Origin of the sequence: Deinococcus marmoris (assembly GCF_001949125.1) — a bacterium.
GTDB lineage: Bacteria > Deinococcota > Deinococci > Deinococcales > Deinococcaceae > Deinococcus > Deinococcus marmoris_A.
The window spans coordinates 179344-197125 of the sequence record NZ_MSTI01000077.1; the positions used below are offsets into that span (position 1 = coordinate 179344).

17 protein-coding genes are annotated in these 17782 nt (G+C 65.9%); 12 read left to right on the forward strand and 5 right to left on the reverse strand.

What is annotated here, in order from left to right; all coding sequences use genetic code 11:
• Window positions 1-67: 67 nt before the first annotated feature.
• The 3 genes from BOO71_RS12465 to BOO71_RS12475 all read left to right on the forward strand — a co-directional run bounded on the left by BOO71_RS12465 (window position 68) and on the right by BOO71_RS12475 (window position 3498).
• Window positions 68-916 carry a hypothetical protein gene (locus BOO71_RS12465; RefSeq protein ID WP_075832768.1) on the forward strand — a complete coding sequence of 283 codons (849 nt, stop codon included), beginning with the start codon at window positions 68-70 and terminating at the stop codon, window positions 914-916.
• 97 nt (window positions 917-1013) lie between these two features.
• The gene (locus tag BOO71_RS12470; protein WP_075832770.1) at window positions 1014-2507 is read left to right on the forward strand and encodes a bifunctional ADP-dependent NAD(P)H-hydrate dehydratase/NAD(P)H-hydrate epimerase; all 1494 of its coding nucleotides are present in this window, start codon (window positions 1014-1016) and stop codon (window positions 2505-2507) included.
• 247 nt (window positions 2508-2754) lie between these two features.
• Window positions 2755-3498, forward strand: coding sequence for a DUF4388 domain-containing protein (locus BOO71_RS12475; RefSeq protein ID WP_075832773.1), 744 nt, complete (start codon window positions 2755-2757; stop codon window positions 3496-3498).
• Window positions 3499-3800: 302 nt separating this feature from the next.
• Here BOO71_RS12475 and BOO71_RS12480 read toward each other — a convergent pair whose 3' ends face one another.
• Window positions 3801-5492, reverse strand: a complete 1692-nt coding sequence (locus tag BOO71_RS12480) for a chloride channel protein (protein ID WP_075832775.1) — start codon at window positions 5490-5492, stop codon at window positions 3801-3803.
• A gap of 211 nt (window positions 5493-5703) precedes the next feature.
• Here BOO71_RS12480 and sodA point away from each other — a divergent pair, with 211 nt between their 5' ends.
• The gene (gene sodA / locus BOO71_RS12485) at window positions 5704-6327 is read left to right on the forward strand and encodes a superoxide dismutase [Mn] (protein WP_075832777.1); all 624 of its coding nucleotides are present in this window, start codon (window positions 5704-5706) and stop codon (window positions 6325-6327) included.
• A gap of 106 nt (window positions 6328-6433) precedes the next feature.
• Here sodA and BOO71_RS12490 read toward each other — a convergent pair whose 3' ends face one another.
• The gene (locus BOO71_RS12490; RefSeq protein WP_075832780.1) at window positions 6434-6727 is read right to left on the reverse strand and encodes a YidH family protein; all 294 of its coding nucleotides are present in this window, start codon (window positions 6725-6727) and stop codon (window positions 6434-6436) included.
• A 73-nt stretch (window positions 6728-6800) separates the two neighbouring features.
• On the opposite strand from BOO71_RS12490, the gene BOO71_RS28770 reads away from it, so the two are divergent.
• Together BOO71_RS28770 and BOO71_RS28775 are read left to right on the forward strand one after the other, a co-directional pair.
• Window positions 6801-7169, forward strand: coding sequence for a hypothetical protein (locus tag BOO71_RS28770; protein ID WP_254843140.1), 369 nt, complete (start codon window positions 6801-6803; stop codon window positions 7167-7169).
• 12 nt (window positions 7170-7181) lie between these two features.
• The gene (locus BOO71_RS28775; protein WP_254843141.1) at window positions 7182-7361 is read left to right on the forward strand and encodes a hypothetical protein; all 180 of its coding nucleotides are present in this window, start codon (window positions 7182-7184) and stop codon (window positions 7359-7361) included.
• A 50-nt stretch (window positions 7362-7411) separates the two neighbouring features.
• On the opposite strand, the gene BOO71_RS12500 is transcribed toward BOO71_RS28775, so the two are convergent.
• A complete protein-coding gene (locus BOO71_RS12500) occupies window positions 7412-8551 on the reverse strand; it encodes an NAD(P)/FAD-dependent oxidoreductase (protein WP_075832782.1) in 1140 nt (379 codons plus the stop codon).
• A 330-nt stretch (window positions 8552-8881) separates the two neighbouring features.
• Here BOO71_RS12500 and BOO71_RS12505 point away from each other — a divergent pair, with 330 nt between their 5' ends.
• The 5 genes from BOO71_RS12505 (at window position 8882) to BOO71_RS12525 (ending at window position 15604) form a co-directional block, all read left to right on the forward strand.
• The gene (locus BOO71_RS12505; protein WP_075832789.1) at window positions 8882-9376 is read left to right on the forward strand and encodes a (2Fe-2S)-binding protein; all 495 of its coding nucleotides are present in this window, start codon (window positions 8882-8884) and stop codon (window positions 9374-9376) included.
• Between the two features lie 123 nt (window positions 9377-9499).
• A complete protein-coding gene (locus BOO71_RS12510) occupies window positions 9500-11896 on the forward strand; it encodes a xanthine dehydrogenase family protein molybdopterin-binding subunit (RefSeq protein ID WP_075832791.1) in 2397 nt (798 codons plus the stop codon).
• A 101-nt stretch (window positions 11897-11997) separates the two neighbouring features.
• On the forward strand, window positions 11998-12792 hold the full coding sequence (locus BOO71_RS12515; RefSeq protein WP_075832793.1) for an FAD binding domain-containing protein: 795 nt from the start codon (window positions 11998-12000) through the stop codon (window positions 12790-12792).
• 158 nt (window positions 12793-12950) lie between these two features.
• Window positions 12951-13424 (forward strand): (2Fe-2S)-binding protein, encoded by a 474-nt coding sequence (locus BOO71_RS12520; RefSeq protein ID WP_075832795.1) that lies wholly within the window; start codon window positions 12951-12953, stop codon window positions 13422-13424.
• Window positions 13421-15604 carry a xanthine dehydrogenase family protein molybdopterin-binding subunit gene (locus tag BOO71_RS12525; RefSeq protein WP_075832797.1) on the forward strand — a complete coding sequence of 728 codons (2184 nt, stop codon included), beginning with the start codon at window positions 13421-13423 and terminating at the stop codon, window positions 15602-15604. The genes BOO71_RS12520 and BOO71_RS12525 overlap by 4 nt, the downstream gene beginning before the upstream one ends.
• On the opposite strand, the gene BOO71_RS12530 is transcribed toward BOO71_RS12525, so the two are convergent.
• Window positions 15578-16048 carry a TlpA family protein disulfide reductase gene (locus BOO71_RS12530; RefSeq protein WP_075832799.1) on the reverse strand — a complete coding sequence of 157 codons (471 nt, stop codon included), beginning with the start codon at window positions 16046-16048 and terminating at the stop codon, window positions 15578-15580. The two genes, BOO71_RS12525 and BOO71_RS12530, sit on opposite strands and share 27 nt — an antisense overlap.
• A 44-nt stretch (window positions 16049-16092) precedes the next feature.
• Here BOO71_RS12530 and BOO71_RS12535 point away from each other — a divergent pair, with 44 nt between their 5' ends.
• Window positions 16093-16860: an ABC transporter substrate-binding protein gene (locus BOO71_RS12535; RefSeq protein WP_075832801.1), complete on the forward strand. Its 768-nt coding sequence runs from the start codon at window positions 16093-16095 to the stop codon at window positions 16858-16860.
• Window positions 16861-17078: 218 nt separating this feature from the next.
• Here BOO71_RS12535 and BOO71_RS12540 read toward each other — a convergent pair whose 3' ends face one another.
• On the reverse strand, window positions 17079-17606 hold the full coding sequence (locus BOO71_RS12540; RefSeq protein WP_075832803.1) for a hypothetical protein: 528 nt from the start codon (window positions 17604-17606) through the stop codon (window positions 17079-17081).
• Window positions 17607-17782 lie beyond the last annotated feature (176 nt).

Below are 17782 nucleotides of genomic sequence, written 5' to 3' on the forward strand. Positions count from 1 at the left end.
CCCAGACAGGGCAGAATGCGAGGCCCACACCCCTCCCGCCGCCCCATCCGGCCTATCATCGGCACAGATGTCTGATCCTGTTCGTTCCGCCAGCAAACCTCCTGTTCAGCCCACTGCCGATCCCGCCCCTCTGCCCGATCTGAATGAGGTCATTCGCGCCGGGGAGTGGCGACGGGCGCTGGCCGTCTCGCGCATCAAGCAGTCGGAGGCGGAGGTTCAGGAGGCGCTGGAGGCGGTCTTCCGCTTTCAGGAGACGGTGCGGGCGCGGCGCTATCCCTCGGCCCGGCGGGCGCTGGCCGATTACCGCGAGGCACTGGCCGGGAAAGCCGACGCCGCCGAGCTGAGCGTGCTGCGCCGCGCCGCCGATCCAGACGCGCTGGGTGCGGCGCTGGACGCCCTGAACGCCCATCTCAAGGAGCCGGACCCGGAGGTGCTGGCCGCCGGACTGGCCCCCGCGCTGGCCCAGCCGCTGACCCGCGCCGAGGCGCTGAACATTCAGGGCGTGCTGCTGGCGTTGCAGGAAGAGAGTGCTGGGGCCAGAACCCTGTTTGAGGAGGCGCTGGAGGCCGACGCCGGGCATTACCGCGCGCTGACCAACCTGGGCAATCTGGACATCGAAAGCGGTGACCACGCGGGGGCCGAGGTGAAATACCGTGAGGTGATCCGCCTGAACCCCGACTACGACGGCGGCTGGCACAACCTGGGTGTGGCCCTGCGCCGACAGGGCAAGATGGCCGAGGCGGTGCGCTCGATCCGGCGCGGCCAGCGGCTGGGCATGAAACGCTCCAAGGAGGACACCGACGCCGAGGTCAAGGCCCAGTTCGCGGGAAATCCGCTGTTCAAGGGCCTGCGCTGGGTGCTGATCGCGGTGGTGATCCTGGTGCTGTTCCTGGCCCTGCGCGGCGCGGTGACCTGACGCGGTAACAGGCTGTGGGGAGGAACTCCTCGCCGGGTCTTCTGCACCGCAAGGATGCGTCTGGAGTGTCTGGCCAGCGATTGCGCTATAAGCGGGCATGAGCGAATTCATCCTGAGTCCAGAGGGCGCGCGGCGGGTAGATGCCCGTCTGGAGCCTGCCGGACTGCTGGATCTGGCGATGGAGGAGGCCGGGCGAGCGGTGGCCGACGCCGTGCAAGCCTCCTTTCCAGAAGGTCCGGCGCTGCTCCTGGCCGGGGGCGGGGCTAATGGGGGAGACGCCCTGGTGGCCGCCCGTCACCTGCTGGCGTTGGGGCGCGCGGTGCATGTGCTGGCCCAGCCCAGCAAGCACCCCCTGACCCGTCTGAACCGCCGACGCCTGCGGGCCGTGGGCGGCGAGGTTCAGCCCCTGAATCTGTCCTCACTGCGCCGCGCCGCTGCCTCTGCCGGGATAGTGGTAGATGGCCTGCTGGGAACAGGATTCGTGCCGCCCCTGCGTCCGGCTCTGGCAGCGGTCATCGAGGTTCTGAATGCCGCCCATGACGCGGGCCTGCCAATACTGTCCATCGATATCCCCAGTGGCCTGGACGCCTCCTGTGCGGACGTGGCAGGCTTGAGTGTGCGCGCCGACATGACGGTGACGTTCATGGGATTCAAGACGGCATCGCTGTTTGGTGAGGCGGCCACGCGCTCAGGCAGGGTCACTCTGGCCCCGCTGCGGGTGCCGCCCGACTGGGTGCGTGGAGAAGCCCTCGGAATTCGTCCCGACGATCTGGAGGTGGCCGTGCTGCTGCCCGTGCGAACGGCGAGCGCACATAAGGGCACGGCGGGGCGGGTCTGGATCGTGGGCGGTCACCCCGGTACGGTGGGGGCGGCGGCGCTGGCCGGGCTGGGTGCGCTGCGGGCCGGGGCGGGGCTGGTCACGGTGCATTCGCTGGCCGACGTGCCGCTGGTCACGCCCGAATTGATGGTCCAGCGGCACACGAACTGGGACCACGCCCTACCCGAACTGCGCGCCTCTGGCCTGCCCGATGCTGTGGCGCTGGGCATGGGCCTGGGGCCGCAGGCCGTGGGGGTGGCCCGCGAGGTCCTGGCTTGGGGCATCCCCACCGTGCTGGATGCCGACGCCCTGCATCCCGAACTGGCCGGGCACGGCCACCCGCAGTGTCTGTGGACCCCGCACCCCGGCGAGGCGGCGCGGCTGCTGGGGATGGGGACTCCAGAGGTCACGCGCGATCCTCTGGCGGCGGCGCGGCGGTTGCAGGAGTTGCTGGGTGGCACGGTGGTCCTCAAGGGCGGTCCCAGCGTCGTCGCTTCAGCCGACACCCTGAGCGTGTCGCGTGGCGGGCATCCGGGCATGGCTTCTGGGGGGATGGGAGACACGCTGTCGGGCGTTCTGGCGGCGCTGCTGGGCCAGGGCCTGAGCGCCGCCGACGCCGGGGTGGCCGGAGTCCGGCTGCACGCCCGCGCGGGTGAACTGGCCGCCAGGGCGCACGGCTACGGTCTGATCGCCAGCGACGTGTCAGATGAGCTGGGGGCCGCGTGGCTGGACCTGAAACAGTCGTGGGGCCAGTTTGATACGGACTCCGATTAGAAGGTGTTGAAAACACCTGAAAATCCGAGCGGGACTCGCAGAGCTGCGCCGCAGAGGAGCAGCGTCCTCATGGGCGTCTGTTCGCGACGAGAGCGAGAGGGAGAAAAACGGGTTCCGGGCGTGGAGTGGAGGGATCGGCGCTGCTGCGATTCCTGCCGCGTTACAAACGGAATCCGTATGATAAAGCTGGCCTTGTCCTCCCAGGTGCGAGAGTCGTAAGACAGACAGTGCTAGCCTGTTCACATTGATGCAGGGACTTCTTGAGGACCTTCCACTGCTGGGCATTCTGGAACTGATCCACACCACGCGCCAAACTGGCGTGCTGGACGTTCAGGCCGAGGTGCCGTACACCGTGACCTTCGTTTCCGGCGAGATCATCTCGGGCGGCATCCTGGACTGGATGGGGCTGGATGCGCTGTACGCCAGCCCGCTGCTGCCCGAGAGCGGCACCTTCAACTTCACGCACCGTCCGGTGGCGGGGCAGCCGCTGGGACCCTACGGCCATCTGACCACCGACTGGGCGCGCGTCAGCGACGAGTGGGAAAAGGTCTGCGAGGTCATCGTCAGCCCCAGCCACTGCTTTCAGGGCGATCTGTTTCCCTTCGAGGGCCAGAACGGCAGTTCGGTGCGCGGCGCGGCCCGCGAGCTGGATATTCCGGTGTTCCAGGCGGCGCAGATGGCGGTGGGCGCGCTTAAACAGGGACGGCTGTGGCCGCTGGACCGTTACGAGTGGTATCGGCTGCGGCTCCAGCCTGCCGGGCCGCGCGCCAAAGTTCATCCGGTGGCCCGACATCTGGATGGCAAGCGCACGCTGGGCGAGGCCACCGGGGCGGGCCTGCCCCAGCATGACGTGCGCGATTATCTGCTGGGCGAGTTGCGGCTGGGCCTGCGGTTTCCCGGCAGCGGCTGGGTGCTGCGCGATCTGGTCTGGGAGCAGAAATATGGACATGTCCCGCTGCCCGGCGCAGGCCAGCGCCCATCGCCTTCTTGAGGGAAGGAAGGAGCCGGAAGCGCCGTTACTCTCGGTGAGGTCAGGCTCTTGCGTTCGGTCCCGCGCATACGGACTCCGACTGAATCGTTTGCAAAAACGATGAAATCCGAGCGGGACTCGCAGAGCTGCGCCAGCAGAGGAAGAGCGTCCTCCTGGGGAGGAGTAGCCCCATACGGGTGCTATCTCACGACGACAGTCTGTTCATGACGAGAGCGAGAAGGACGGGTTCCGGGCGTGGAGTGAACGAACCGGAGCTTTCCCGGTTTGTTGACGAAACAGACGGAATCCGTATCAGCTCAAGCTCAGGCCCCCGGCAGTCTCAGCAGGCCCTCCAGCGCGGCGTAGGCGTCCGGGCGAGCCAGGAAGACCAGTTCGTCGTCGGTGGTCAGGCGCATTTCCGGGTGGGGCAGCCGCACCGTGCCGTCGCGGACAAGGCCCACCACCTCTACCCCGGGCGGCAGGCTCAGCAGTTTCAGGCGTGCGCCGCGCCAGCCCGGCGGCACGCCCCGGCGGTACAGCTCGCGCTCGTTGGAGGGCAGAGAAGGCAGATCGGGCAGTGCCTCGGCAGATGGCGTGGGAAGCCCGTCATACGGAACAGCGGGCGCGTCCTGGGCCGCTTCTGCGGAAGGTTCCACGGCGCGGCGGGGGATAAACCGCACCGAGTCCGGCAACTGCGCCAGCCCACCGATCAATCCCGGCCCACCCTGATGCACGCCACTCTGGGCGCGTGCCCGGACCTGTCCCGGCACCAGACCGTCCGTGCCGCTCAGGACGTGCGCCAGTCCAGCCGCCAGCAGCGCGCTGGGCAGCAGGGCCTCGCCGCCCCAGGCCACCGCCAGCAGTGTGGCAGCCAGCGGCACGTTCAGGGTCACGGTCAGGTAGGCCACCAGCCCGATCAGGGTGGACAGCGCCGGGTCCACACCCAGCAGGCTGCCCAGCCCCGCGCCGATCAGCCCGCCCACCCCCACCGAGGGCAGCACGCCGCCGCCAAAAGCCAGTCGCGCGCCCAGCGCCAGCAGCAGCCAGCGCCACGCGCCCGCCACGCCGCCGTCTGCGCCCACGAAATCCGAGACGCCCAGTTGCACCCAGCCGCTGCCGTCGCCCAGCACGGCGGGGGTGCCGTAAAAGGCGATGGCGGCAGTCAGCAGCCCGAACAGCCCGCCCAGCAGCGGGCGCAGTTTGCCACTTGCCCAGCTTTCGGGAACGGCGCGCACGGCCAGTAGCGACAGCCATCCGGCCAGCGTCGCGGCCAGCGCCACTCCCAGCAACGCCGGAAGCTGGGCTGAGGAGGGGACGCCCAGCACCGGCACGCTCAGCAACGGCGTGAACCCGAAGGCCAGCCCGTACACCGCCGTTCCCGCCACGGCGGCCAGCACGCAGGGCATGACCACCTCGAACTCGAACTCGAAGCGGCGGTACAGCACTTCGGCAATCAATACGGCGGCGGCCAGTGGCGCATGCAGCACGGCCCCCAGCGCTGCCGCCGCTCCGGCCAGGGTCAGCGTGCGGGCCTCCACAGCGTCCAGCCGTGTAAATCTTCCCAGCAGCCGCGCGCCCAGTTGCCCAGTGATGGTAAAGGCCGAATCGCGGCCCACCAGCAGCCCTGTTCCGTAGGCCAGCACCGTGCCCAGCAGCGTGCGGAGTTGGATCAGGGGTGAGGGCCACTGCCCGCGCGCGTGGTAGCCACGCACCAGTTGGCCCAGCGCGTCCCCCGCTGCCGCAGGCACCAGCCACGCGTACAGCGCCCCCACCACTGGCAGTGCCAGCAGCCCCCACGGCAACGCGTCGCCAAAGGCCATCAGCAACCCGCCCTCGCCAGGAGTGCCGGGGGGCGCGTAGCCCGTCACCAGCGCTCCCAGCCGCAGGACCGCTTCCAGCAGCAGGCGCAGCAGAATGCTCAGGCCGCCCACCAGCGCCCCCACCAGCACACTGAGGACCACCACCCGTCCCGTTTCCAGACGGGTCAACACGGCGCGGGGCAGGGGGGAACGCATACGCGGCCCATGCTAGAGCAAAGTGATGGTGGGTGCTGCCTCCAGTCTTCACGGCGCACATCAGGGAAACCCTCTCATTTTAGGATCACCTAAAACTTCATGATTTCTCAGGCTTCCGGTGCCTGCGCGTAAGCTGGAGCCAAGTTTTTCCGATGGGAGTGTGCGCACCGTGCGTGACCTCCAGCTTCGGCTTGCAAGGAGCAACCCTGTTATGGCTTACCAAGTTCCCCCCCTGCCTTACGGCTACGACGCCCTGGCCCCCCACATCGATACCCGCACCATGGAAATCCACCACGACAAGCACCATCAGGCGTACGTGGACAACGCCAACAAGGCGCTGGAAGGCACCGAGTTCGCCGACATGCCCGTCGAGGAACTGATCACCAAACTGGACAGCGTGCCTGCCGACAAGAAGACGGCCCTGCGCAACAATGCGGGCGGCCACGCCAACCACAGCCTGTTCTGGACCGTGATGGGACCCCAGGGCAGCACGCAGCCGGACGGCGAACTGATGACCGCCATCAATGACGCCTTCGGCAGCTTCGAGGACTTCAAGAAGAAGTTCGAGGACGCCGCCAAGACCCGCTTCGGCAGCGGCTGGGCGTGGCTGGTCGTGCAGAACGGCAAACTGGCCGTGGTCAGCACCGCCAACCAGGACAACCCCCTGATGGGCGAGGCGATCTCCGGGACCAGCGGCACCCCGGTCCTAGGTGTGGACGTGTGGGAACACGCCTATTACCTCAACTACCAGAACAAGCGCCCCGATTACCTGGAAGCCTTCTGGAACGTCGTCAACTGGGATGAAGTCGCCAAGCGCTACGCCGCCGCGAAGTAAACCCGTTCACTGAAGATGCCCCCTGGCCGACTCTGGCTTGGGGGCATCTTCATGGCTGTACCAGTCACCACACCAGAAACACTCCCGCGACGCCCAGCCCCGACCATCACAGGGACACCGTATGCTCCCCACTCTGCTCCAGATCGCGGGCAGATTTGCCGTAGCTGCGGAAGCCGAACGCCAGCGCCAGCACCCCCAGTCCTACGGCCAGCACACGCAGCAGCCAGCGCGGTTCCAGATCGCCAAACAGCCGGATGGCGGCCAGCCCCACGCCGATACAGGACAGGGCGGTGCGCCCCCACGCGGCAAAAGTTCGCCCGGCAGCCAGCGCGGTGCGGCGCTCGGCCCAGTCGGTGCGGGCCTCGCTCAGGCTGCGGCCCTGGTTGGAGTCGTCTGCCATCTGGCCTGGAGCTTATTCGCCCGGCCCGCCTATCCTGAACCCATGCACGAATGGATGTTGGAGGCTCCAGAACATGATCTGCCAAGAAGCGATATGGCCGCGTTCGCGGCGGCGTGGGCTGCACGGCTCCCAGCAGGGAGGAATCAGCAGCTTTGAGCCGCGCACGCCCTCTGACCGCAGCCCGGACGACTTCAGCAAGCGCACAGGCGTGTATGCCGCCTCAGTTGGGCTGTGGGCCATGATGTACGCGCTGAAGGGCAGCCGGGTGCGGCGAATCCTGAATATGGCCCTGCAACTCGCAGACGGTCCGGGCTGGACCCCCATGCGCTACTTTCTATCGTTCGCATCAGATAGTCCCACGCCGGAGCATGGGCGCGATCTGCTGTCCCCCGGCTTCGTCTACGTGCTGCCCAGAGACGGCTTCGAGCAGATGCCCGCCTAGGACTGGCCCGGCGTGGGCAGGGTGCTGGAAGCCCACTGGGTCAATCCCAATGCCGTCCAGCCGCTGTGGAGCCTGCCTGTCACTCCCATAGATTTTCCCCTGCCGGTACGAACACACGACGCGGCGCAGGTGGACGCACAGGCTGACGCGGATACCTGGGGATTTCCGTGGTTGCCGGGCGGGCGCAACTGACCAAAAAAGCCCTCTCCGTGGGGGAGAGGGCTGGTAAAGAGTTCAGTCGATCAGTCGATGCTGGCCCGCCAGCGCCACTCGCTCGCGCGCTTCATGACGTGGGCGATGCCGCCCGTGATCGCCAGTTTCTGGTTCCACGGCAGTTTCATCCAGCCCACGGCCATCAGGCCGCCGAGGCTCACGAATTCGCCCAGAGTGGTGGGTTCGTAGGTCTCGATCTCCTCACCCTTCGCCAGACGCATCAGGTTCTTGCCCGTCAGGCGGCCCTGCTGCCCGGCGTGCTGGGCGGTGGTGGGCACGGGCTTGCCTTCCTGATTCAGCGCCAGCCCCATGTCACCGATGACAAACACGTCGGGGTAACCCCTGGCGCGCAGCTTGTCGTCCACGGCCACGCGTCCGCCGGGGCCTTTCTCCAGCTTCTCGCCTTTCAGGACGTCGCGGGCCTGGATGCCGCCGGTCCAGATGATCTTGCCCGCCGGGATGACCTTCTGCTCGCCGCTCTGCGTCTGCACAGTTACGCTGTCGGCGGTGGCCTGCATCAGGCGGTGGCCGGTCAGGATGTGAATGCCGTACTCCTCCAGCGTGCGCTGGGCCTTGCCGCGCAGGGCGTCGTCCAGCACGGGCAGGATCTTGGGTCCGGCTTCCACCAGATAGATGTTCATGGGGGGCAGGCCGCGCGCCTTGCTCAGCAGTTCGGCGCGCTGGGCCAGCTCGGTGACCAGTTCCACGCCGGTCAGGCCCGCGCCGCCCACCACGATGTCGCGCACACCCTTGAACTCACCGCTGAAAGCGCGGTTGACGAAATTGAAGATGTCATCGGCGTCGCTGAGCTGCTTGAGTTCGCTGGCGTTCTCGGCCAGACCGGGAATGCGGTAGAAGTTGGTCACGCTGCCCAGGCCCACCACCAGGGTGTCGTAGGTCAGCACGCGCCCGTCTTTCAGGGTCACCTCGCGCTCGTCGAGGTTGACGCCCTCCACGCTGGCCTGCTCCAGCTCCACGCCCGTGCCGCGCAGCAGCGGGGCCAGCGGCAGGGTCACGCGGGTGTTGTGTGCGGCGGCCTCGTGCAGGCGGGTTTCAAAGGTATGGAAAGCGTTCTGCTCGACCAGCAGGGCTTCCAGACCAGCGTAGGGCTTCATTTTGGTGGCGACGGCCAGACCTGCATAACCGGCACCGAGGATCAGGGTTTTCATCGACATGCTCCTGTGAACGAATTCACGAGTTGAAGTACTGGCCAGTAAACCAGCTTTGAACAATTGTACACCGTCTCTGAGACAGAGCTGTACCCGTGGCAACCGTTGTCTGATCATGTGGCGGGGACCGGAGTCTGTGCGCCCGTCCCTGCTCTGGCCCGCCCAGCAGGCAGGGCCGTACAGGTGGGCGCTGGAGTACAGCAGAGTGCGTGCGTTGTGTGCTTGAATATGAACGGTCAGACAATCCAGATGAGACGCCCCCGGCTGGCGTCCACCTCATTTTTACCCGGCATCTCCACTCACCTGAGCCAGCTTCGGCAGGAGGCACCCATGAACGTGACCGTCAACGTCAACGGCAAACCCTACACCCGTGATGTAGAGGCCAGAACCCTTCTCGTCCATTTTCTACGCGAGGACCTGCTGCTCACCGGCACGCATGTCGGCTGCGACACCAGCCAGTGCGGGGCCTGTACCGTGCATGTGAACGGCGAGGCCGTCAAGAGCTGCACCGTGCTGGCCGTCCAGGCCGATGGAATGGACGTCAAGACCATCGAGGGCATGGGCACGCCCGGCGATCTGCATCCCCTCCAGACTGGCTTCTGGGAAAAACACGGCCTGCAATGCGGCTACTGCACCCCCGGCATGATCATGGCGAGTGCGGAACTCCTGAAGCACAACGCCAACCCCAGCGAGGAAGAAATCCGCTACCACTTGGAAGGCAACTACTGCCGCTGTACCGGCTACCACAACATCGTCAAGGCCGTGCAGCACGCGGCGGAGATCATGGCCCAGGGCGGGCAGTCGGGACAGGCAGCGGACGACTAGAAGGTCTAAGGGTTCGAGAGTCAAAGGGGCTAAGGGCTGAAAGCTCAGAAATATCTATCCCTCGCTCTTTTCTTGGACCCTCAGACCCTTGACCCTTAGACGCCGAACACAGGGAGCGACCCCATGACCAGCAACGAATCAAAAACCGACAAGTATTTCGGACAGGCCCTCAAGCGCAAGGAAGACCCGCGTTTCATTACCGGCGCGGGCAATTACACCGATGACATCGTCATTCCGGGGATGCTGCACGCCGCGATGGTTCGCAGCCCGTACCCGCACGCCAAGATTAATGGCATCAACAAGGACAGCGTGCTGGGCATGCCCGGCGTGGAAGCCGTGCTGACTGGGCAGGACATCGTGGATGCGGGCATCGGCAGCATTCCGGTGGGCTGGCTGCTCCCGGAACTCAAGACGCCCGCGCACCCGGCGATTGCGCTGACGGAAGCCAACCATGTGGGCGATATCGTGGCCGTCGTGGTGGCTGAGACCCGTGCGCTGGCCGAGGACGCCGCCGCCATGCTGGAAGTGGATTACGAGCCGCTTCCTTCTGTGGCCTTCGCAGGCGCAGCCATTGCCGAGAGTGCGCCTGTCGTTCACGACGACGTGCCCGGCAACGTGGCCTTCAACTGGGAAATCGGGGACGCCACCGCCGTTCAGGAGCAGTTCAACGTCGCGCACAAGACGGTCAAGCTCAAGCTCAAGAACCAGCGGCTGATCCCCAACGCCATCGAGCCGCGTGCCTCGCTGGCTCAGTTCACCCCGGCCAGCGGCGAATATCTGCTGTACACCACCTCGCAGAACCCGCACATTCACCGCCTGATTCTGGCGGCCTTCGTCATGAACATCCCCGAACACAAGCTGCGCGTGATCAGCCCGGACGTGGGCGGGGGCTTCGGCAGCAAAATCTTCCAGTATCAGGAAGAGGTCATCATGCTGCTGGCCGCCCGCCTGATGGGCCGCCCGGTCAAGTGGACGGCGCGGCGTTCCGAGGCGTTCGTCAGCGACATGCAGGGCCGCGATCACGAAACCGAAACCGAGATGGCGGTGGACAAGGACGGCAAGATGCTGGCCTTCCGCGTAAACACGCTGGCGAACCTGGGCGCGTACCAGACGCTGTTCGCGCCCGCCGTGCCGACGTATCTCTATGGAACGCTTTGCAACGGCGTGTACAAGCTGCCCGCCGTCCACGTCAAGGTGCAGGGCGTGATGACCAACACCGTGCCGGTGGACGCCTACCGTGGTGCAGGGCGGCCCGAAGCCACCTACGCCATTGAGCGCACTGTGGACGCGATGGCCCACGCGCTGGGTGAAGACCCCGCCGAGTTCCGCCGCAAGAACTTCATCCAGCCCGAAGATTTCCCATACCAGACGCCTGTTGCCCTCGTCTACGACAGCGGAAACTACGAACCCGCGCTGGACATGGCCCTCAACATGATGAAGTACCCCGAATTGCGCGCCGAGCAGGAACGCATGAAGGGCAGCAATAAGATTCTGGGCGTCAGCGTGATCAGCTACGTGGAAGCCTGCGGCCTCGCGCCGTCCGCCCTGGTGGGCCAGTTGGGCGCGCAGGCCGGGCAGTGGGAAAGCAGTCTGGTGCGCGTGTACCCCACCGGCAAGGTGGAGCTGTTCACCGGCTCGCACAGCCACGGGCAGGGCCACGAAACCGCCTTCCCGCAGATTGCCGCCGACGAGCTTCAGATTCCGATTGAGGACATCGACCTCGTTCACGGTGACACGGGCCGGATGCCCTACGGCTGGGGCACCTACGGCAGCCGCTCGGCGGCGGTGGGCGGCAGCGCCCTCAAAGTCGCGCTCCAGAAGATCACCGCCAAGGCCAAGAAAATCGCCGCGCACCTGCTGGAAGCCTCCGAGGAAGATGTGGAACACGAGAACGGCGTCTTCCGCATCAAGGGTGCGCCAGACAAGTCCAAGACCTTCTTTGACGTGGCGCTGATGGCCCATCTGGCGCACAGCCTGCCCGAGGGCATGGAGCCGGGGCTGGAGGCCACCGCCTTCTACGATCCCAAGAACTTCGTGTATCCCTTCGGCACGCACATGGCCGTGGTGGAAATCGACACCGATACCGGCAAGGTGGACCTCCGCAATTACGGCTGTGTGGACGACTGCGGGCCTTTGATCAACCCCCTGATCGTGGAGGGGCAGGTTCACGGCGGCATCGCCCAGGGCGCGGGTCAGGCGCTGTGGGAAGAAGGCGCATACGACGAGGAAGGCAACCTGCTGGCCGCCTCCTACATGGAATACACCATGCCGCGCGCCGACGATCTGCCGATGTACCAGATTGACCACACCGTCACCCCCAGCCCCCACAACCCGCTGGGCGTCAAGGGCATCGGCGAGTCCGGCACGATTGCCAGCAGCTCCGCCGTCGCCAACGCCGTGCTGGATGCGCTGTGGCACGAGTGCGGCATCGAGCATCTGGATATGCCCTACACCGCCGAGAAGGTCTGGAAGGCCATCCGGGACTCGCGTGCAGGCATGGGGCAGGCAGCGGACGACTGATCGGTTGATGGTCAATGGCAGATGGTTGATGGAAAAAGACTGACCCTCTGCCGTTCTCCATCAACCATCTCCTTTCAACCATCAACTTGCCGGAGGCAAAAATGTATCCAGCCAATTTCGACTATCAAAAAGCCGCCAGCGTGGACGCCGCCCTCAAGGCAATGGCCGACAATCCCGAGTTGAAGATCATTGCTGGGGGGCATTCGCTCCTGCCCGCCATGAAACTCCGGCTGGCTCAGCCGCCTGCGCTGCTGGACATCTTCAATCTGGAAGAACTCAAAGGCATCAAGGAAGACGGCGATTTCTACGTGGTGGGTGCGATGACCACACACGCCGACGTAATGCGTAGCCACCTCCCCCTGTTTCCCGAAGTGGCGGGCTGGGTGGGCGATCCGATGGTGCGTAACCGGGGAACCATCGGCGGCTCTCTGGCGCATGCCGATCCCAGCGCGGATTATCCGGCGGCGGCTCTGGCGACGGGCGCGGAATTTGTCATCCGTGGTCTGGGCGGCGAGCGCACCGTGGGCGCGGACGAGATGTTCCTGGGCATGTTCGAGAGTGCGGTGGAGGCGGGCGAACTGCTCACTCACATCCGCATTCCCAAAGGGATTACCGCCAGCGTGTACGAGAAGTACCGTCACCCCGCCAGCCACTACGCCATCGTGGGCGTGGCGATGGCCCGGCATGCCGACGGCCAGATTCGCGCGGCCTACACGGGAGCGGCAGAGAAAGCGGCGCGTCTGCCCAAGCTCGAAGAACGCCTGAACGCCGGGCAGGACGCCGGGACCGGGCTGGTGGAGGGCGCGGACATGCTGGGTGACCGCTTTGCCAGCGCCGAGTTCCGCGCGCATCTGGTGGACGTGCTGTCGGACCGGGCCGCCAAACGCCTGGGCTGAGAGGCATTTTCTTTCCCAGAGAAACCACGTTCTGAGCAACACGGCAAACCTCATGGTCCCCTTTCTGCCGCGAAAGGGGACTTTTTTTGCCTGTTTTGCAGGGCAGCGCCCCGTCCTTTTGGCCCCCTCCCGCTATGTTGGGTCCACGGAGGTGGCCCATGCAATTACAGGTCAATGGAAAGACGCGGCAGGTCCAGCGCGAGGACGAGCTGCTGCTGTGGGTGCTGCGCGACGAACTGGGCCTGACTGGCACGCATTACGGCTGCGGCATCGGCATCTGCGGCAGTTGCACCGTGCTGGTGGACGGTCAGGTGACGCGCAGTTGCCTGACCCCTGTGGCGAGCGTGGCTGGAAAGGCCGTGACCACTCTGGAAGGACTGGCGAGGACCGGGCGGGACGGCGCGGTGACTCTGCACCCCGTTCAGCAGGCGTTCGTGGAAAATCCCCTCCAGTGCGGGTGGTGCCTGCCGGGGCATGTGATGTCGGCGGTGGCGCTGCTCAACGCCAACCCTGCTCCCACGCCCGAGCAGATCGATGACAGCGCAGGCATCAACCTGTGCCGCTGCGGGGGATACAACAACGTGCGGAAGGCCGTGGCAAGGGCGGCGGAATTGAAGCGGGGCGGGCTGTGAGTACCCTCAAGCCCAATAAAGTTCTCCGCAAAAAAGTCACGCGCCGCCGGGTGCTGATCGGGCTGGGCACCACGGCAGGTGTGCTGGTGGTGGGCGTGCCGCTGGCGCTCAACGCGGGCCGCCCGGCGCTGGTGGAGTATGTCGTGGAAAACGGCACCGGGCCGCAGGAAGCGCCATTCAACCCGGACCTGTGGTTCGAGGTCACGGCCAGCGGCATCACTTTCTACGCCCCGAAGATGGAGATGGGCCAGGGCATCCACACCGCGTTGGCGCAGATCGCCGCCGAGGAACTGGAGGTCAAGCCTGAGCAACTCACGGTGAAACAGGCCGATACGGCGCGCGGGTACGCGGGCGGCACCATGTTCACCTTCGGCTCCAACTCGGTCAATGCGCTGTACACGCCGCTGCGCGAGGCCGCCGCCACGTTGCGCGAGCTGCTGCGTGAGGAAGCAGCGCGGCAACTGGGTGTGCCAGCCAAAAACCTGACGGCGGCGGGTGGGCAGTTTTTCATCGCCGGGCGGCGTGACACCCTGAGCTACGGCAAAGTCGTGGAGGGCAAGCAGGGCGAGTGGACGCTGCCCGACAAGCCCGCCCGCCTCAAGGCCCGCAAGGATTTCAAGCGCATTGGCAGGGCCATGCCGCGTGTGGACTTCCGCGACAAGGTGATGGGCCTCAGCTCCTACGGTTACGACGCGCGGGTGGACGGCATGCTGTACGGCGCGGTGGCCCGCCCACCCCGCTACGGCGCGACGCTGGCGGCGGCCACTGCGGGAGGGGCGTCCGCTCAGCCCGGCGTGAGCAAGGTGGTCATCGACTTGAAGGCCAACTTCGCGGGCGTGGTGGCCGACAGCCGAACCCGCGCCCGCAATGCCGTGAAGAAACTCGATCTGCGCTGGGAGGGCGGCACCAACGTCAATCAGGCCGAGATCGACGCGCAGGTCAGGGCCGGGGCGGGCGTGGTGGTGCGCCGCCGGGGCAATGTCGGCGCGGCGCTGAAACAGGGAACGCGCATCGAGGCCGAGTACAGCACGCCGCTGGTCGCGCACGCGCATCTGGAACCGCTGGCGGCGCTGGCCCAGGTGGCACCGGGGAAAAACGGCAAAATTGAGGTCTGGACCGCCACCCAGTACCCGCAGAAAGTCATGGACGACATTCACGCCGCGCTGGGCAAGGACCGCGAGATTCTGCTCCACCCCACCCAACTGGGCGGTGGCTTCGGGCGCAAGGCCGGGCAGACCGCCGCCGTGGAGGCCACCCGGCTCTCGGCGGCGACGGGAAGGCCGGTGCATGTCGGCTGGACGCGCGAGGAGGATTTGCAGCAGGCGTTCTTTCGCCCGCCATCGCACCACATCCTGCGCGGCAGCGTCAGCAGCGAGGGGCGCATTCTGGGCGTCGAGCAGTTCACGGCCAGCGGCGACATCATCTGGCCTGCCAGCATGCCGGAATTCGTGAAAGACACCATCGGCTTCGATCCGGGTGGCGTGCTGGGCCTGTTCATGCCCTACGACATTCCGGCCTACCACGTCACCAACCGGCGCGAGGCCCTGCCCGTTCCCACCGGCTTCTGGCGCGGACTGGGCGTGTTTCCCAACACGTTTGCGGTAGAAAGTTTTGCCGACGAACTGGCGCACGCGGCGAAGATGGACCCGCTGGACTTTCGCCTGAACAATCTGCCGGATACCGAGGACGGCCAACGGCTGCGTGCCGTGCTGGAGCAGGCGGCAAAACGCGCAGGCTGGCGCACGCCTCCCCCCGCAGGCCGGGCGCGCGGCATTGCTTGCGGTCTGGACGTGAACACCGCCAGCGCTCAGGTGGCCGAGGTCTCAGTGGAGAACGGCCAGATTCGCGTTCACCGAATGAGCGTGGCTGTCGATCCAGGCATGGTCATCAACCCGCAGGGCGCGAAGATGCAGGCCGAGGGTTCGGTGGTCATGGGCCTCAGTTCCACCCTGCATGAAGTCTTGACCGTCAAGGACGGCATGATCGAGTCGGCCAACTTCGACACCTACCCGCTGCTGACCCTGCGTGAGACGCCACAGATCGACGTGGACCTGCTGGAAAGTGGCGACACGCCCTACGGCATGGGCGAGCCGATCATCGGCCCGGTGGGCGCAGCGGTGGCGAACGCGGTGTTTGCGCTGACTGGAAAGCGGTTACGCGATCTCCCCATGCGGCTTTGAATCTGGGCCAGCCCACTCTTCCAAGAGATAGTGCAGGCGGGTCTGGGCGTTCTCCTGGCTGCCGTACACGCTCCGGAGCAACTCGCCGCCAGGGGCGAAGGCCAACCAGTGCGGCGTGCCCTCGGTCTGCCACGCGCGGGCCAGATCGCCGGACGTGTCCAGAGCGACGGGAAACGGCAGTCTGGCGAAGTCGCGGGCAAACTTGATCAGCGTCGGTTTGACTTCTTCACGCGGGAGGGGGCGGTGGCCGTGGCTGGTGTGGAGGGCCAGCAGATTGACCCGCCCTCCGAACTCCGTGTGCAGTCTTTTCAGAAAGGGGATGCCGCGCGACACGCAGCCCGCGCATTCCAGATTGAAGGTCATCAGCAGGCCGGAGCGCGTCCAGTCGGCGGGCGGTGGCAGGGGTTCGCCATACACGAAATCAGTAGGGGCAGGCCAGTCCATGCAAAAGAGGCTAGCGTCCCCGCCGCCCGCTTTATCCTGTGGGCATGAAACGCGCCCTTCTGCTTGCCGTGGCTCTCGCCGCCTCCGTATTATCTGCCGCCGGGGCCACCACCGTCGCCGAGGTCAAGAAAAAGGGCGTGCTGGTGCTGGGCACCGATCCCACCTTCGCCCCGTTCGAGTTCAAGGACAAGACCGGGCAGATCACCGGCTTCGATGTCGATATCGCGCGGGCGGTGGCGAAGGACCTGGGCGTCAAGCTCCAGATTCAGGCGGCGGGCTTTGGGGCGCTGATGCCGCAGTCGGTCACGTCCGGGCGGGTGGACATGGCGATGAGCGCCATCACCATCACCGCCGAGCGGGCCAAGGTGGTGGCCTTCAGCAACCCGTATTACCGCAGCGCGCAGGTCTTTATCGTCAAGGGCGGCAACCCGCAGAAGTTCACCTGGCCCGCCGACGTCAAAGGTGCCGCCATCGGCGTGCAGGCCAACACCACCGGGCAGTACGTGGCCGACGACACGCTGAAGTCCAGGGGCGCGGCCCTCAAAGTCTACGATGACTTCGCGGCGGGGCTGGCCGATGTTCAGGCCGGGCGGATCGTGGCCCTAGTTGGAGACGCGCCCACCGTGACCGACCTGCAAAAGCGCCTGCCGGGGCAGTTTCAGCAGGCAGGCAAGGATCTGGCCGCCGAGGACTACGGCATGGTCTTTGCCAAAAACAGTGATCTGGCCGCCGCCGCCAACAAAACGCTGGCCCGCATGAAGGCCAGCGGCGAGTATCAGAAACTGCTCGACAAGTGGATCGTCCAGAAGTAGGGGTTTGCAGGCGTCCGGGGCAGGGGAGAGCGTCATTGAGTTTCTTCAGAAGCTCCTGACACCCTTCAATTGAAGCCTGTGCTGGGCAGCGGTATCGGGCCGTCTGGCTCTGACCTGAACGCGTCTATTGCTCAGCACAAAAAATCTGGAATCCATCTGAACGCAGACCGCGCGGAGATGGATTCCAGACCCTATGGCCGTTGATTTCTGGTTGAGAATCAGTTCAGGCGGACGCTATTGGTCAGGTTGCGGATCACGGCCTCGTTGCGGGAGTAGTCCTTGACGTTCCCGGCGATGGTGACCACCAGCATGCGGCCCCCAGCACTGGTGACCATCAGCTCCCGGCGCAGGTCGTCGGCCTGACTGGGCGTGGTGAACACGAACTGCGCCCACGGCGAGCCGCCCATCTGCACCAGATTGGCCTTGAGGGTTTTGACGTTGGGCACCTGCGCGCGGATCACGGCGGGGAACTGGGCCACCAGTTTTTCCACCTCGTTGGCCGCCAGTTTGCTGGTTCGCCACTCGAAGGCCACGCTGACCTTGCGGTCCTCGGTCATGAAAACGGCGTCCGGGCGACCCGCCGCCGAGGGGAAGGCCGCGCGAATTCCAGCCTGGTTCAGGGTCAGGAGTTTGGCGTTGGGTTCCACCGAGAGCGGCAAGCTGTCCAGCTTTACCGGCACAGCCTGGGACTGGCCTGGAAGTAACAGACCCACCAGCAGGGTCACGGTCAGAAGAGGACGGATCATTTCGCTGTCAACCCTAACCTCCCCGCCCCAGCAGCTTATGAGCCGGCTGTGAGGAACGTGCGGCGGCGCGTCGCCGGTCCATCATTTTCTGCGATCTGGTGGGCTATTTCGCACCTTCACGGGCGCACGCCTTGGCTGGTTGCCTGCAAGCCGATTTCCCTGCCGAAGCCTTCCGG